This window comes from Streptomyces sp. NBC_01264, assembly GCF_026340675.1.
In the GTDB taxonomy this organism is placed as follows: Bacteria; Actinomycetota; Actinomycetes; order Streptomycetales; family Streptomycetaceae; genus Streptomyces.
On the sequence record NZ_JAPEOX010000001.1, the window covers coordinates 5297844 to 5310615 of the forward strand.

Genomic DNA, 12772 nt, shown 5'->3' on the forward strand with positions numbered 1-12772 from the left:
CGGCTTCCCGGAAGGGCCCGGCTCCACCGTCCACGGACGGCGGAGCCGGGCCCTTCCCGCGTGTCCGCATCCCCCATCCCCCAGACTGTGGGCATGTCTCTTCACCAGAACCTCCTCGGGGGCCCCGCCCCCACCCACCTCCCCGACGAGCCGGGCATCGCGGCCCTCGCCGCGGGCACCCCCGCCGTCGAGGTGGCCGCCGCGCACCCGACCTCCTCCCTGGCCTGGGCCCTCCTCGCCGACGAGGCCTTCGAGGCCGGCCGCACGGTCGAGTCGTACGCCTACGCCCGTACGGGCTACCACCGCGGCCTGGACGCCCTGCGCCGTGCCGGCTGGAAGGGCCACGGCCCGGTGCCGTGGGAGCACGAGCCGAACCGCGGCTTCCTGCGCGCCCTGAACGCCCTGGCCCGCGCGGCCGGCGCGATCGACGAGAAGGAGGAGTACGAGCGCTGCTCGACCTTCCTGCGCGACTCCTCCGAGACGGCCGCGGACGTCCTCGGCGCCTGACGCGAACGCTCCCGGACCGGGTGGGCTCCTCGCGGGTCCGCCCGGTCGCGGGAAGTGACGTGCGCCACTGACTATTGAAGCCCTGCGGCACGACGGTCTTATGATGCGGACAGGGGACCGGAGCTCCACTCACCTCACCGGAAGGAGCGGACCGCTACCCGGAAGCACGTATCGAGGAGACAGCGATGTCGCACGCCCTTGATGCCTCCGGAGACGGCGGTTCGGACACCCCGAACCTCGACTTCGCCGGCACGACCCCCTACGAGGACTACGTCCAGGCGGACGTCCTCACCCACCTCCAGCACCTGCGTTCGGACGACCCGGGCGAGATGGTCTTCCTGGTCACCACCCAGGTCATGGAGCTGTGGTTCACGGTCATCGTCCACGAGTGGGAGACCGCCGCGCAGGCGCTCCGCGAGAACCGCCTCCCCGTCGCGATGGATGCGCTGAAACGATCCCTCCGCGAGCTGGAGGCCCTCAACGCCTCCTGGCGCCCCCTGGCCCAGCTGACCCCGGGCCAGTTCAACGCGTACCGCGCCGCCCTCGGCGAGGGCTCCGGCTTCCAGTCGGCGATGTACCGCCGGATGGAGTTCCTGCTCGGCGACAAGGCCGCCTCCATGCTGGTCCCGCACCGCGGCGCCCCGCGCGTCCACGCGGAGCTGGAGAAGGCCCTCCAGGAGCCCAGCCTCTACGACGAGGTGCTGAGCCTCCTCGCCCGCCGCGGCCTCCCGGTCCCGGAGTCGGTCCTCGACCGCGACCTCTCGCAGCGCTACGAGCCCTCGCCGGAGGTCGAGGCCGTCTGGACGGCCCTGTACGCGGACCCGGACGCCCACCTGGACCTGCACCGCCTCGGTGAGGTCCTCACCGACGTGGCCGAGCTGGTCTGGCGCTGGCGCAACGACCACCTGGTCGCCACCCGGCGCGCGATGGGCGCGAAGACGGGCACGGGCGGTTCGGCCGGCGTGACCTGGCTGGAGAAGCGGGCGCAGAAGAACGTCTTCCCGGAACTGTGGACGGCGCGCAGCCATGTCTGAGTCGCACCCGGACCGGGGCCCCGACCTGGCGGCCCGTGCCGAAGCCCTGGACGCGGCCGATCCCCTCGGCAAGCTGCGCGACCGCTTCACCCTCCCCGAGGGCGTGGTCTACCTCGACGGCAACAGCCTCGGCGCGCTCCCCGCAGGGGTGGCCGCCCGCCTCGCCGAGGTCGTCACGGAGCAGTGGGGCACCCGCCTGATCCGCTCCTGGACCGAGGGCGAGGCCAACTGGTGGAACGCCCCCGAGCGGATCGGCGACCGGATAGCCCCGCTGGTCGGCGCCGCCGCCGGACAGGTCGTCGTCGGCGACTCCACCAGCGTCAACCTCTTCAAGGCCCTGGTCGGCGCCGCCCGGCTGGCCGTACCCGGCCGGACCGAACTGCTCGTGGACGCCGCGACCTTCCCCACCGACGGCTACATCGCCGAATCGGCGGCCCGGATGACGGGCCTGCGCGTCGTCCCGGTCGACCCGGCCGCCGCCGCGGAGGCGATGGGCCCCGACACGGCCGTGGTCCTGCTCAACCACGCCGACTACCGCACCGGCCGCCTGCACGACCTCCCCGCCCTCACCGCGGCCGCGCACGCCGCCGGGGCGCTCGTCGTCTGGGACCTGTGCCACACGGCCGGGGCGCTGCCCGTGGGCCTCGACGCGCACGGGGTGGACCTCGCGGTCGGCTGCACGTACAAGTACCTCAACGGCGGCCCCGGCGCCCCCGCGTACCTGTACGTCGCCGCCCGCCACCAGGCCGCCTTCGATTCCCCGCTGCCGGGCTGGAACGGCCACGCGGACCCGTTCGCGATGACCCCCTCCTACGAGGCCGCGCAGGGCGTGGCACGGGCCCGCGTCGGGACCCCGGACATCCTGTCCATGCTCGCGCTGGAGGCCGCCCTGGACGCCTGGGACGGGGTCGCGGTCGAGGAGGTCCGCGCGAAGTCCCTCGCGCTGACCGACTTCTTCCTCGACTGCGTGGCGGCGTACGTCCCCGCGGGCAAGGTCGAGCCGGTCACCCCGACCGGGCACGCGCAGCGCGCCAGCCAGGTGTCGCTGCGCACGGAGAACGCCGAGGGGGTCATGCGCGAGCTGATCTCCCGCGGTGTGATCGGGGACTTCCGCGCCCCCGACGTCCTGCGCTTCGGATTCACCCCGCTGTACGTCGGCTTCGCGGACGCGGAGCGTGCGGCGCGCACACTGGGTCACATTTTCGGGTGAACCGGTAGCGAAACGTCACATCACCGCGCGGGCGGGGCTACGGCCCCGCCCGCGCCGGTATCTCCCCGGCCCGCCACGGAAGCGACCGTTCCGGCCTGATACGGTCCCGCTCTGCCGGAACACCGGAACATCAGTCCCCCTTGTCCCACGCGTTACCGGAGGTTGAGCCGATGACGGACCCCGCAGTCGAACGGGACGCCGCGGAGGCCGCCTCGGCCTTCTCCCATCCGCCCGTGGCCCCCGATGCCACGGCCGCCTACGGTGAACACCCCGACCAGATCGTCGACTTCCACGCACCGCGCGGGGAACGGGCGCAGCCGGGCGTCGCGCGCTCCGCGCCGCTGGTCGTCGTCCTGCACGGAGGGGCGTGGCGCGCCCCGTACGACCGGCAGCACGTCACCCCCTTCGCGGATTTCCTGGCCCGGCAGGGCTTCGCCGTCGCCAACGTCGAGTACCGGCGCGGGAGTCTGGTGCCCCACCAGGACGCCGAGGGCCCGGTGGCCGGCCGGTGGCCCGAGACCTTCGACGACGTGGCCGCCGCCCTGGACGCCCTCCCGGAGCTGGCCGCCGACGCCCTGCCGGAGGCCGACCCCCGCCGCATGGTGCTGACCGGCCACTCGGCCGGAGGCCACCTCGCGCTGTGGGCCGCGGCCCGGCACGTGCTGCCGAAGGACGCCCCGGCCGGCTGGAGGCTGCCCTCGCCGCCACTGCTGCGGGGGGTGGTGGCGCTGGCCCCGATCGCGGACTTCACGGTGGCGCAGGAGCTCGGGGTGTGCGGGGGAGCCTCGGCGCAACTCCTGGGCGGGGCGGCAGCCTTCGCCGCGCGGCGCCCGTACGCCGATCCGGCGGCGCTGCTCCCGACCGGCATCGCGACGGCGGTGGTCCAGGGGCGGAGCGACATCGTGGTGTCGGAGGCGGTGTCGGAGGCGTACGTCGCGGCGGCCGCGCTGGCGGGGGAGATGGTGGGCCTCACCCTGCTGGACGGGGTGGGCCACTTCCCCCTCATCGACCCGGCGGCGGACGCGTGCGCGGTGGTCTCGGAGGAGATCTCCCAGCTGGCCTGGTAGCCCCCGCCCCGGCGGCCGCTCCCGACGGGGATCAGGCCGGTTCGCGCAGGGCCTCCAGGCGCGCTCTCAGCTCGGTGGCCTTGCCGGATTCGCCGCCCTTCGCGTAGATCCGCAGTGCCCGCTCCCAGCAGGCGGCGGCCTCCTCCAGCTGCCCCTGTTCGGCATGGGAGACACCGAGGTGTCCGAGGGCGCAGGCCTGGCCGTACTCGTCGCCGATCTGCTCCTGGATCGACAGGGCCCGGCGGAAGGCGTCGAGGGCCTCGGCCGGGCGCGCGGCCGAGTGCAGCACTTCGGCCCGGGTGGAGAGGCCCACGGCGAGGCTGAAGTGGTCCTCGGTCGCCCGCTGGATCACCTCGGCCCGGCTGAGGGCGTCGAGGGCTTCGGTGTGACGGCCGAGCTTTCCCAGGGCGTCGGCCAGGTTGTTCAAGGTCGCGGCACTCTGCTCCGGGGCCCCGGCCCTCCCGTAGTGCTCCAGGGCCTCTTCGTAGTGCTCGAGGGCCTTGGCGTCGTCGCCCGTGTCCGTGTAGACGACGCCGATGTTGCTGAGGATCGAGGCGATCTGGACCTCCCGGCCCGGCGTCCGCCGGTGGATGTCCACCGCCGCGCGGAAGTGCGGGATGGCCGATTCGGGCGGGGCGGCCGTGCGCGCGACCTGGTTGCCGAGGCCGTTGAGCATCCAGGCTTCGGCCGACTCGTCCCCGGCCTTGCGGGCGGCGTCGAGGCCTATGCGGTGCGTGGTCAGCCACTCGTCCTTCGAACCCAGCCTGTAGTACGCCCACATGGCCGCCGCCAGCTTCCACGACAGGTCGTGCAGCCCGGACTCGTGGGCCAGCCGTACGACCGCCGTGGCGTTGGCCACTTCCGTCGCGCACCACAGGCGCGCCTCCTCGTAGGAGGTGAAGGAGGACGTCCGGTCGGAGCGGTCCAACGGGATCCGGCGGGCGATCGGCGCCAGCAGGCCGGTGGCCTCGTCGGCGCGGTGCAGGTACCACATGACGAGCCGTTCGACGGCTGCGGAGCGGTCCTCCCGCGCATCGGTCTCCACGCAGAGCTCGCGCGCCAGTTCCTGCACCAGGCAGTGGAACTGGTACCGGCCGGGCTCGGGGGAGTCCAGCAGCTGGGCGTCGACGAGGTGCTCCAGCCGGTCTTCGGTGGCGTCCTCGTCGTCGCCGAGCATCGCGGCAGCCGCGGCCACGGCGAACGTCCCGCCCGGCAGCAGCCCGAGCAGCCGGAAGGCGCGGGTGTGGTTCGGGAGGTCGTGCGTCGAGCAGGACGCGCAGTCCTGTGCCAGCTGGTCGTAGCTCACCAGCAGGGCCGCCCGTACGTGCAGGTCGTCGGCGTGCAGTTCGTGCAGGGCCCGGCCGTGCACGGACAGCCGCCGGGCGAGGTCCTTCGTGGTCCAGCTCGGGCGGGCGGCGAGCCGGGCACCGGCGAGACGCAGCGCCAGGGGCATGCCGCCGCAGACGCGGATCACCTCGGCCGTGGCGGACGGGAAGGCCGCCACCCGGTCGGTGCCCGCGATCGAGGCCAGGAGCTGGTACGCCTCCTCGTCCGAGAGCGCGCCGAGGTCCACCCGGGTGCCGGGCAGGCTGTTCAGCCTGCGGCGGCTGGTCACCAGGACGGCACTGCCGCCGATTCCGGGGAGGAGCGGCCGGACCTGCGCCGCGTCTCCGGCGTCGTCCAGGAGGAGCAGCATGCGCCGGTCCGCGATGAGGCTCCGGAACAGGGCGACGCGGGCCTGGAGCCCGCTCGGTGTGTCCTGGGAGGGCAGGCCGAGATCGCGCAGGAGGTGTCCCAGGGCGATGTCCGGCGGCATCGGGGCGGCGGTGGTACCGCCGAGGTCGAGGAACACCTGCCCGTCGGGGAACCGGGTACGGACGCGGTGGGCGGCCTGGACGGTGAGCGTCGTCTTGCCCATCCCGCCGCCGCCCGCCACCCGGTGGACGACCACCGTCGCGCCGACGGCGCCGTCCGGTCCGCCTGCCGCGGTGAGCTCGTCGACGATGCGGGCCAGTTCCCGTCCACGGCCGATGAAGTCCGATATCGCGGCGGGCAGTTGGTTCGGCACCGGTGACGCCGCCGTTTCCGGCCGCCCCACGGCGGCCGTCACGGACTGTTCCGCCGGGGGCGCGGCGAGCTCCGGGTCCAGGGCCAGGATGCGCTGGTACAGGGCCACCAGCTCGGGACCGGGACCGACGCCGAGCTCCTCGCGGATCGTCCGGCGCACGGTGTCGTACGCGCGCAGTGCGTCGGCCTGGCGCCCGTCGCGGTACAGGGCGAGCATGAGCCGGCCGTGGAAGGTCTCCCGCAGCGGGTGCGCCGCTACCAGGTCGCCGAGTTCGGCGGCGATGCCGTGGTGGCGGCCCTGGTGGAGCTCGCCCTCGTAGTGCCATTCCAGGATCTGCAGGCGCATCTCCTCCAGCCGGCCGGCGGGGGAGTCCGGTTCGCCGTCCATGAGGTTCACGTCGTTCAACGGCGTGCCCCTCCAGAGGGCGAGCGCCGCGCGGGTGTGCGTCCCGACCTCCGGCCAGTCGCCCCGCAGCCGTGCGTCCCTTGCCCGCCGCATCCGGTCCTCGAAGACGGCGGAGTCCAACTCGCCCTCTTCGACGTGCAGCAGGAAGCCTTCGGGCGAGACCCGCAGGCGCGACGGCGCCCCGTCGGCCCCCTCCAGAGCGCGCCGCAGCCGTGCCACGTGGTTGTGGAGGGAGGCGTGGGCCGTGGCCGGAGGCGTCCCGCCCCACACCGCGGACTTCACGGCGTCCCAGGACACCACGGTGTTGGGGCGCAGCAGCAGGGCCGCCAGCAGCGTGCGGGTCTTGGGCGCCGACAGCGGGCGCGCAGCCCCGTCCGCGTCCTCCACCAAGAGTGTTCCGAGCAGTCCGAATCGCATGGTCAGCCACCCCCGGGACAGGCCGCCTGCACCCCCCGTGCGGCGGATCCGCGGGGCCATCGTATGCGCTGTCCGGCAGCCGGATCCGAAGTGTCCCGGAGGCGTCCCGGGATGCGGACCGGGACGGCCGTGGATCTTCCCGGGACGGCGGGTTGTGGAGGGACCCGGGCAACCGTTCCTAGATTCGAGCCAGTTGGTCCGCTCGGGGCCGGCGCACCGCTACAGGAGTGCTCATGCTCAAGTTTTCCAAGGCCGTACGGGCCGCTGCCGTCACCGCCGCGGCCCTGGCCGCGACCGCGCTGGCCGGGCCGGCCCAGGCGGCGTCCGGCGTCGGGGAGATCGCGTACGGCGACCGCGGGACCGGAGTCAAGTGCGTGCAGCTGGCCCTCAACGCGTCCAACGTGCACGCCGGCCTCCAGGTCGACGGCATCTGGGGAGCGCGTACCGAAACCGCCGTGCGTGCGTTCCAGAGCACGAACAACAGCGGGGTGAGCGAGGCGGGCGAGGTCATGTGGCTCGACGTGGACGGGATCGTCGGTCCGAACACCGGCAAGGTGATGTTCGAACTCATCGTGCACAACGCTCACAACTGGGCCAACACGTGCTGGGCGAACATGCCCACCTGAGCGGCACCGCAACGTCCCCGGACGGTGCCCCCCTCCCGGGGCCGCGCACCGTCCGGCCCCCGCCCGGCACGCGCCCACACCTCGTCCGAAAGTGAACTCCGTCATGACCGCGTTCGATCGCCCCGGACCGCATCCGCGCCGCAGGGCTGTACTCACCGGAACGCTCGCGGTGGGAGCCGCGGCACTGCTGCCGCTCGCGACACCGGGGCGGGCACGCGCCGCCACCGGCCCCGTCATCGCCGATTGCGCCACCTGGGGCGCCCGGCAGCCCAGCGGTTCCGTCAGGACGCTCCCCACCCCGCCCCAGAAGATCATCGTGCACCACACCGCGACCCCCAACGTCACGGACTACTCCCAGTCCCACGCCTTCGACCTGGCCCGGTCGATGCAGGCGTACCAGATGGACGACGAGCGCTGGATCGACACCGGTCAGCACTTCACCATCAGCCGGGGTGCCCACGTGGTGGAGGGCCGCCACGGCAGCCTCGCCGCCCTGCAGGCCGGAACGCGCCACGTCGAATCGGCCCACTGCAGCGGGCAGAACACGGTGGCCGTCGGGATCGAGAACGAGGGGACGTACTCCACGGTCGATCCCCGCAGCGCGCAGTTCTCCGCGCTCGTCGACCTGTGCGCGCACATCTGCCGCCAGTACGGGCTGGCGGCCTACCAGATCTACGGACACCGCGACTTCAACAGCACCGCCTGCCCCGGCGACCGCCTCTACGCGCTGCTGCCCCAGCTGCGCCGGGACGTGGCGGCGCGCATCGGCGGCGACCCGGCAGCGCCCGTATGGCCCGTGCTCAGGAGCGGGGACAACGGCGAACGCGTGCGTACGCTGCAGCAGTTGCTCATCGGACGCGGCGCCGGACTGACGGCGGACGGCGCCTTCGGACCGGCCACCGACGCCGCCGTGCGGGACTTCCAGGCCGCCGGCCGGGCCACCGCGGACGGCATCGCGGGCCCGCAGACCTGGAACCAGCTCGTCGCGCCCGCTCGGCGGGGCGATTCCGGCGAAGCGGTGAAGGCCGTGCAGGGCCAACTCACGGCGCACGGCATCGCGACGGCGGTGGACGGCGCCTTCGGGCCCGGGACGGAAGCGGGCGTGGTCAGGTTCCAGGGCACCCGGTCGCTGCCCGCCGACGGAATCGTGGACGCCCGCACCTGGAGCCGGCTGGTCGTATGAACCGACGGTTCACCTCCCTGCGTCCGGTCCACCCGGCCGCCGCTCCACCCCTAGCACTGGCCTCACCACTGCCTCACCTCTGGCCTCGCCTCTGGCGTTGCCACTGGTCACGACACTCGTCACGACACTCGTCAGGAGATCGCCCATGAGACGCGCCGCGTCCGTCGTCACTGCGGTATTCGCCGCCCTTCTCGCCGCCCTGCTCGTCGCACCGTCCGCGCAGGCCGCCGGCTGGCCCGTCGTCAGGAACGGCAACAGCGGAGCCGACGTGTCCACCGTGCAGTACCTGCTGACCGCCCGCGGCCACAGCACCGATGCCGACGGTGACTTCGGCGCCGGCACCGAGGGGAACGTGCGGAACTTCCAGAACGCCAACGGCGTGTCCCCGGCCGACGGCATCGTCGGACCCGCCACCTGGCCCAAGCTGATCGTCACCGTCCGCAACGGCAACAGCGGGGCGGCCGTCAAGGCCCTGCAGGTCCAGCTCAACAAGTACAACGCCGGACTCGCGGTCGACGGGGCCTTCGGCTCCGGCACCGAGTCCAAGGTGAAGGCCTTTCAGCAGTCCAAGGGCCTGAACCCGGTCGACGGGATCGTCGGACCGGCCACCTGGGAGGCGCTGCTGTCCGGGTCCGGCTCGGGCAGCGGCGGTGGCAGCGGAACCCTGACCCACGCGCAGGCGGCCGCGAAGTTCAGCGCGGCGGGCATCGGCTGGACGTCCTCCGGTGGCTGCTCGGACCGCAACAGCAGGACCTGCACCTCGTTCGACGGGCTGCGCACCTCCTCGGCCAACGGGGCCGTGTCCCTGAAGCAGGCGGTCGGCGGCTGCACGGTCACCATCACCGGGGGCACCGAGACGGGGCATTCGGCGGGCACCTACAGCCACGCCAACGGCTACAAGCTCGACTTCCAGCACGTGGCCTGCCTGACGAACTACATCACGGGCACGTTCCCGCGCACCGGTGAGCGGGCCGGCGACGGTGCGCCCCTGTACACCGCGCCTTCCGGCAACATCTACGCGGACGAGGGCAACCACTGGGACGTGACCTTCATGAACTAGCCGCCCCGACTCCGCCGCCAACCGGGCCCCACGGGCCCGGTTGGCCGCATGTTGGCCGCCCGTTGGCCGCGCGCCCCAAGGTGGGTCGTGCACCGGGGGCGGGTCCGACGGGGAAGGCCGGTGCACTCGACACGGGGGGACGAGGGCGATGGCCAAGCACATGGCGGGACCGGCTGGGGCACGGTTTTCGGGGGGAGCCGCGGAACCGCCGGCCAGGGAACGGCTGGCCGCGGAAATGCGCGGGCTGAAGACGAGGTCCCAGCTGAGCTACGGGCGCCTCGCGGAGCGGACGCACTACAGCCGTTCGTCCTGGGAGCGTTTTCTGAACGGGAAGCAGCTGCCCTCGCGGGGGGCGGTGCGGGAGTTCGCCGAGGCGACCGGGAGCAAGGATCCCGGCTTCCTGGTCGCGCTGCAGGAAGCAGCCCTGCGGGAGGCAGTCCTACGGGAAGCGGCCCCGCGGGAAGGTGCCCAGGTGGAGGCACGCGCTTTTGTCGCGCCGCCGTTCGCGGCCCCGTACGGTCCCCGCCCGCGCGGCCTGGTGGCGATGGGCGGCGCGGGAGCCGGAGCCGTGGTGGGCAGCGTGGCGACGGCCGTGCTGCTGGTCTGCGTCCACCGGGTCCGGGTCAGGTCGGGCGGGTCCTGAGCCGCTCGCCCACGGGGAAGGGGCGGTGCGCACCGTACGGTGCGCACCGCCCCTTCCGTCGTGCTCAGCCGTTCCAGCCGTTCCAGCCGTTCCAGCTGTTCCTAGAGGAACGAGTTGATCTCGATCGTCTCGGTGCGGCCGGGGCCGACGCCGATCGCGGAGATCGGGGCGCCCGACATCTCCTCGAGGGCCTTGACGTACGCCTGGGCGTTCTTCGGGAGGTCCGCGAAGGTCTTGGCCTTGGTGATGTCCTCGGACCAGCCGGGGAAGTTTTCGTAGATCGGCTTCGCGTGGTGGAAGTCCGTCTGCGAGTACGGGAGCTCCTCGACGCGCTTGCCGTCGATCTCGTACGCCACGCAGACCGGGATCTCTTCCCAGCCGGTCAGCACGTCCAGCTTGGTGAGGAAGAAGTCCGTCAGGCCGTTGACGCGGGTCGCGTAACGCGCGATCGGGGCGTCGAACCAGCCGCAGCGGCGGTCACGGCCGGTGGTCACACCGCGCTCGCCACCGATGCGGCGCAGGGCCTCGCCGTCCGCGTCGAACAGCTCGGTCGGGAACGGGCCGGCGCCGACGCGGGTCGTGTACGCCTTCAGGATGCCGATGACGCGGCTGATCTTCGTCGGGCCGACGCCCGCACCGGTGCAGGCGCCACCGGCGGTCGGGTTCGAGGAGGTGACGAAGGGGTACGTGCCGTGGTCGACGTCGAGCAGGGTGCCCTGGCCGCCCTCGAAGAGCACGACCTTGTCCTGGTCGAGCGCCTTGTTGATGATCAGGGTGGTGTCGGCGACGTACTGCTTGATCTGCTCCGCGTAGCCGAGCAGCTCTTCGACGATCTGCGCCGACTCGATCGCACGGCGGTTGTACAGCTTCGTGAGGAGCTGGTTCTTGCCCTCCAGCGCCGCTTCGACCTTCTGGGTGAGGATCGACTCGTCGTAGAGGTCCTGGACCCGGATGCCGACGCGGTTGATCTTGTCCGCGTAGGTCGGTCCGATGCCGCGGCCGGTCGTACCGATCTTGCGCTTGCCGAGGAAGCGCTCGCCGACCTTGTCGAGGGTGACGTTGTACGGCGTGATCACGTGCGCGTTGCCGCTGACCAGCAGCTTCGAGGTGTCGATGCCGCGCTCGTTGAGGCCGCGCAGCTCGGAGAGCAGGACGGCCGGGTCGATGACGACACCGTTGCCGATGACCGGGGTGCATCCGGGGGAGAGGATGCCGGAAGGGAGAAGGTGCAGTGCGTACTTCTGGTCGCCCACAACGACCGTGTGGCCGGCGTTGTTGCCGCCCTGGTAACGCACTACATAGTCAACGGATCCACCGAGCAGGTCGGTGGCCTTTCCCTTGCCCTCGTCACCCCACTGAGCTCCGAGCAGCACAAGAGCGGGCACAGGCGTACACCTCTTCCGGATGGGGCATGTCCAAGGTCAGGGGGCGTACGACGATGTACACCGCAGGCTGAGCCGTCGGACCGGTACCCCGGAATAGACGAAGGCCCTGGCGCAATAGCGCAAGGGCCTCTTGCACAAAGATGCTACCCGAGGAAGGACCGAGGTGTCGGCTCCAGAGCCCACCATGAGCCATGCGGGCGCGCCGGTAGGCGGCCTGCTCGTGCTCGTCGACCCGGTCGCCCGCCGTCTTGACGGCGAGTCCGTGCGAATCGCGAAAGATGTGTTGTCAGCGGGAGCGGCGGCGAAAATTTGCCTCCCGGACTCACGGGAGGAGTTTGCGCGGGCCCTGGCCCGCCGGGGTCATCGGCAGCCGGTGATCGTCGGCGACGACCGCGCACTCGTACGGGCCGTCGGTCTGCTGCACCGGGAGCGGGCGCTCTCCGAGGGGGCCGTTTCGCTGATTCCGGTGGGGCCGGCGGGGTCGCTCGTACTGGCCCTGCAGCTCGGCGTGCCGCTGTCGGCCGTGGCGGCCGCGCGGGCGGTCCTGGACGGGGCCGTCGGCATGCGGGACCTGCTGGTCGACGACAGCGACGGGGTGGTGCTGGGTGGGATCGGGATCCCACCGCCGCCGGTCGGGGCCGGATCCGGGTCCCGGTCCGGGGCCAGGTCCGGGCCCGGGGGCGTCCCGCGGCCGGCCGGGCCGTCGGTGTGGAACGCGTACCGCTCGCTGGTCCGTACCTTCGGCCGCCCGGCGGCGGGAGCCGCGTCCGCCACCCGGTCCGGTGGCGGCCACCGGCTGCGGGTGGAGGCCGACGGGGTGGTCCTGGCGGACGTGGACGGGCTGGTGGAGGACGTCGCGGTGTCGGCACGGGAGGGTGACGGGCTCGCGGACGTGCTGGTCCGGATGCGGGCGGCCGCGGCACCGGGCGTGGGGCAGGGGCAAGGGCAGGGCCAGGGCGTCGTCCTCGGATCCGGCTCCGGCGCCGGGGCCGGGGCCGGACGGGTGGTGCGGGTTCGGGCGTCGGCGGTGACAGTGTCCGGGGAGGATTTCCGCTACCGGTCGGACGTCGGCATCACCGGCCCGGTCCGGCGCCGTACGTGGACCTTGCACCCGGGCGCCTGGGGGCTGACACTGCCGCTGCAGCGCTGACGCTGCGGCTGACTCAG

Annotated in this window: 11 protein-coding genes and 1 pseudogene; 10 read left to right on the forward strand and 2 right to left on the reverse strand. The window is 72.8% G+C overall.

The features are described 5' to 3' along the window. Positions 1-93 precede the first annotated feature (93 nt). The 4 genes from OG435_RS24680 (at position 94) to OG435_RS24695 (ending at position 3818) form a co-directional block, all read left to right on the forward strand. The gene (locus OG435_RS24680) at positions 94-507 is read left to right on the forward strand and encodes a DUF3151 domain-containing protein (RefSeq protein WP_266879810.1); all 414 of its coding nucleotides are present in this window, start codon (positions 94-96) and stop codon (positions 505-507) included. 185 nt (positions 508-692) lie between these two features. Further along, positions 693-1541 carry a tryptophan 2,3-dioxygenase family protein gene (locus OG435_RS24685; RefSeq protein ID WP_266879812.1) on the forward strand — a complete coding sequence of 283 codons (849 nt, stop codon included), beginning with the start codon at positions 693-695 and terminating at the stop codon, positions 1539-1541. Continuing rightward, positions 1534-2751 carry a kynureninase gene (gene kynU / locus OG435_RS24690; protein ID WP_266879814.1) on the forward strand — a complete coding sequence of 406 codons (1218 nt, stop codon included), beginning with the start codon at positions 1534-1536 and terminating at the stop codon, positions 2749-2751. Before OG435_RS24685 ends, kynU begins: the two co-directional genes overlap by 8 nt. 170 nt (positions 2752-2921) lie before the next feature. Next, positions 2922-3818 (forward strand): alpha/beta hydrolase, encoded by an 897-nt coding sequence (locus OG435_RS24695; protein WP_266879816.1) that lies wholly within the window; start codon positions 2922-2924, stop codon positions 3816-3818. 31 nt (positions 3819-3849) lie between these two features. On the opposite strand, the gene OG435_RS24700 is transcribed toward OG435_RS24695, so the two are convergent. Next, complete coding sequence (locus OG435_RS24700) at positions 3850-6708, reverse strand: AfsR/SARP family transcriptional regulator (RefSeq protein ID WP_266879818.1); 2859 nt, start codon at positions 6706-6708, stop codon at positions 3850-3852. A 233-nt stretch (positions 6709-6941) separates the two neighbouring features. Here OG435_RS24700 and OG435_RS24705 point away from each other — a divergent pair, with 233 nt between their 5' ends. The 5 genes and pseudogenes from OG435_RS24705 to OG435_RS24725 all read left to right on the forward strand — a co-directional run bounded on the left by OG435_RS24705 (position 6942) and on the right by OG435_RS24725 (position 10220). Then, positions 6942-7334, forward strand: a complete 393-nt coding sequence (locus OG435_RS24705) for a peptidoglycan-binding domain-containing protein (protein ID WP_266879820.1) — start codon at positions 6942-6944, stop codon at positions 7332-7334. Between the two features lie 103 nt (positions 7335-7437). Continuing rightward, positions 7438-8517 (forward strand): peptidoglycan recognition protein family protein, encoded by a 1080-nt coding sequence (locus OG435_RS24710; RefSeq protein WP_266879822.1) that lies wholly within the window; start codon positions 7438-7440, stop codon positions 8515-8517. A 145-nt stretch (positions 8518-8662) separates the two neighbouring features. Then, positions 8663-8929, forward strand: a pseudogene (locus OG435_RS50720) (peptidoglycan-binding domain-containing protein); the annotation flags it as partial. 15 nt (positions 8930-8944) lie between these two features. Further along, positions 8945-9577 (forward strand): peptidoglycan-binding domain-containing protein, encoded by a 633-nt coding sequence (locus tag OG435_RS50725; RefSeq protein ID WP_430625774.1) that lies wholly within the window; start codon positions 8945-8947, stop codon positions 9575-9577. A gap of 160 nt (positions 9578-9737) precedes the next feature. Beyond that, positions 9738-10220 carry a helix-turn-helix domain-containing protein gene (locus OG435_RS24725; protein ID WP_266882034.1) on the forward strand — a complete coding sequence of 161 codons (483 nt, stop codon included), beginning with the start codon at positions 9738-9740 and terminating at the stop codon, positions 10218-10220. 101 nt (positions 10221-10321) lie between these two features. On the opposite strand, the gene OG435_RS24730 is transcribed toward OG435_RS24725, so the two are convergent. Then, on the reverse strand, positions 10322-11605 hold the full coding sequence (locus OG435_RS24730) for an adenylosuccinate synthase (RefSeq protein WP_266879824.1): 1284 nt from the start codon (positions 11603-11605) through the stop codon (positions 10322-10324). 184 nt (positions 11606-11789) lie between these two features. Here OG435_RS24730 and OG435_RS24735 point away from each other — a divergent pair, with 184 nt between their 5' ends. Further along, positions 11790-12755, forward strand: coding sequence for a diacylglycerol kinase (locus tag OG435_RS24735; RefSeq protein ID WP_430625775.1), 966 nt, complete (start codon positions 11790-11792; stop codon positions 12753-12755). The last annotated feature ends 17 nt before the right edge of the window (positions 12756-12772 follow it).

What these genes read in the sequence shown, in the direction of transcription:
- OG435_RS24680 (WP_266879810.1), top strand. Translation starts at nt 94, where the DNA reads ATGTCTCTTCACCAGAACCTCCTCGGGGGCCCCGCCCCCACCCACCTC.
- OG435_RS24695 (WP_266879816.1), top strand. Translation starts at nt 2,922, where the DNA reads ATGACGGACCCCGCAGTCGAACGGGACGCCGCGGAGGCCGCCTCGGCC.
- OG435_RS24735 (WP_430625775.1), top strand. Translation starts at nt 11,790, where the DNA reads ATGAGCCATGCGGGCGCGCCGGTAGGCGGCCTGCTCGTGCTCGTCGAC.
- OG435_RS24705 (WP_266879820.1), top strand. Translation starts at nt 6,942, where the DNA reads ATGCTCAAGTTTTCCAAGGCCGTACGGGCCGCTGCCGTCACCGCCGCG.
- OG435_RS24685 (WP_266879812.1), top strand. Translation starts at nt 693, where the DNA reads ATGTCGCACGCCCTTGATGCCTCCGGAGACGGCGGTTCGGACACCCCG.
- OG435_RS24710 (WP_266879822.1), top strand. Translation starts at nt 7,438, where the DNA reads ATGACCGCGTTCGATCGCCCCGGACCGCATCCGCGCCGCAGGGCTGTA.
- kynU (WP_266879814.1), top strand. Translation starts at nt 1,534, where the DNA reads ATGTCTGAGTCGCACCCGGACCGGGGCCCCGACCTGGCGGCCCGTGCC.
- OG435_RS24700 (WP_266879818.1), bottom strand. Translation starts at nt 6,708, where the DNA reads ATGCGATTCGGACTGCTCGGAACACTCTTGGTGGAGGACGCGGACGGG.
- OG435_RS24725 (WP_266882034.1), top strand. Translation starts at nt 9,738, where the DNA reads ATGGCGGGACCGGCTGGGGCACGGTTTTCGGGGGGAGCCGCGGAACCG.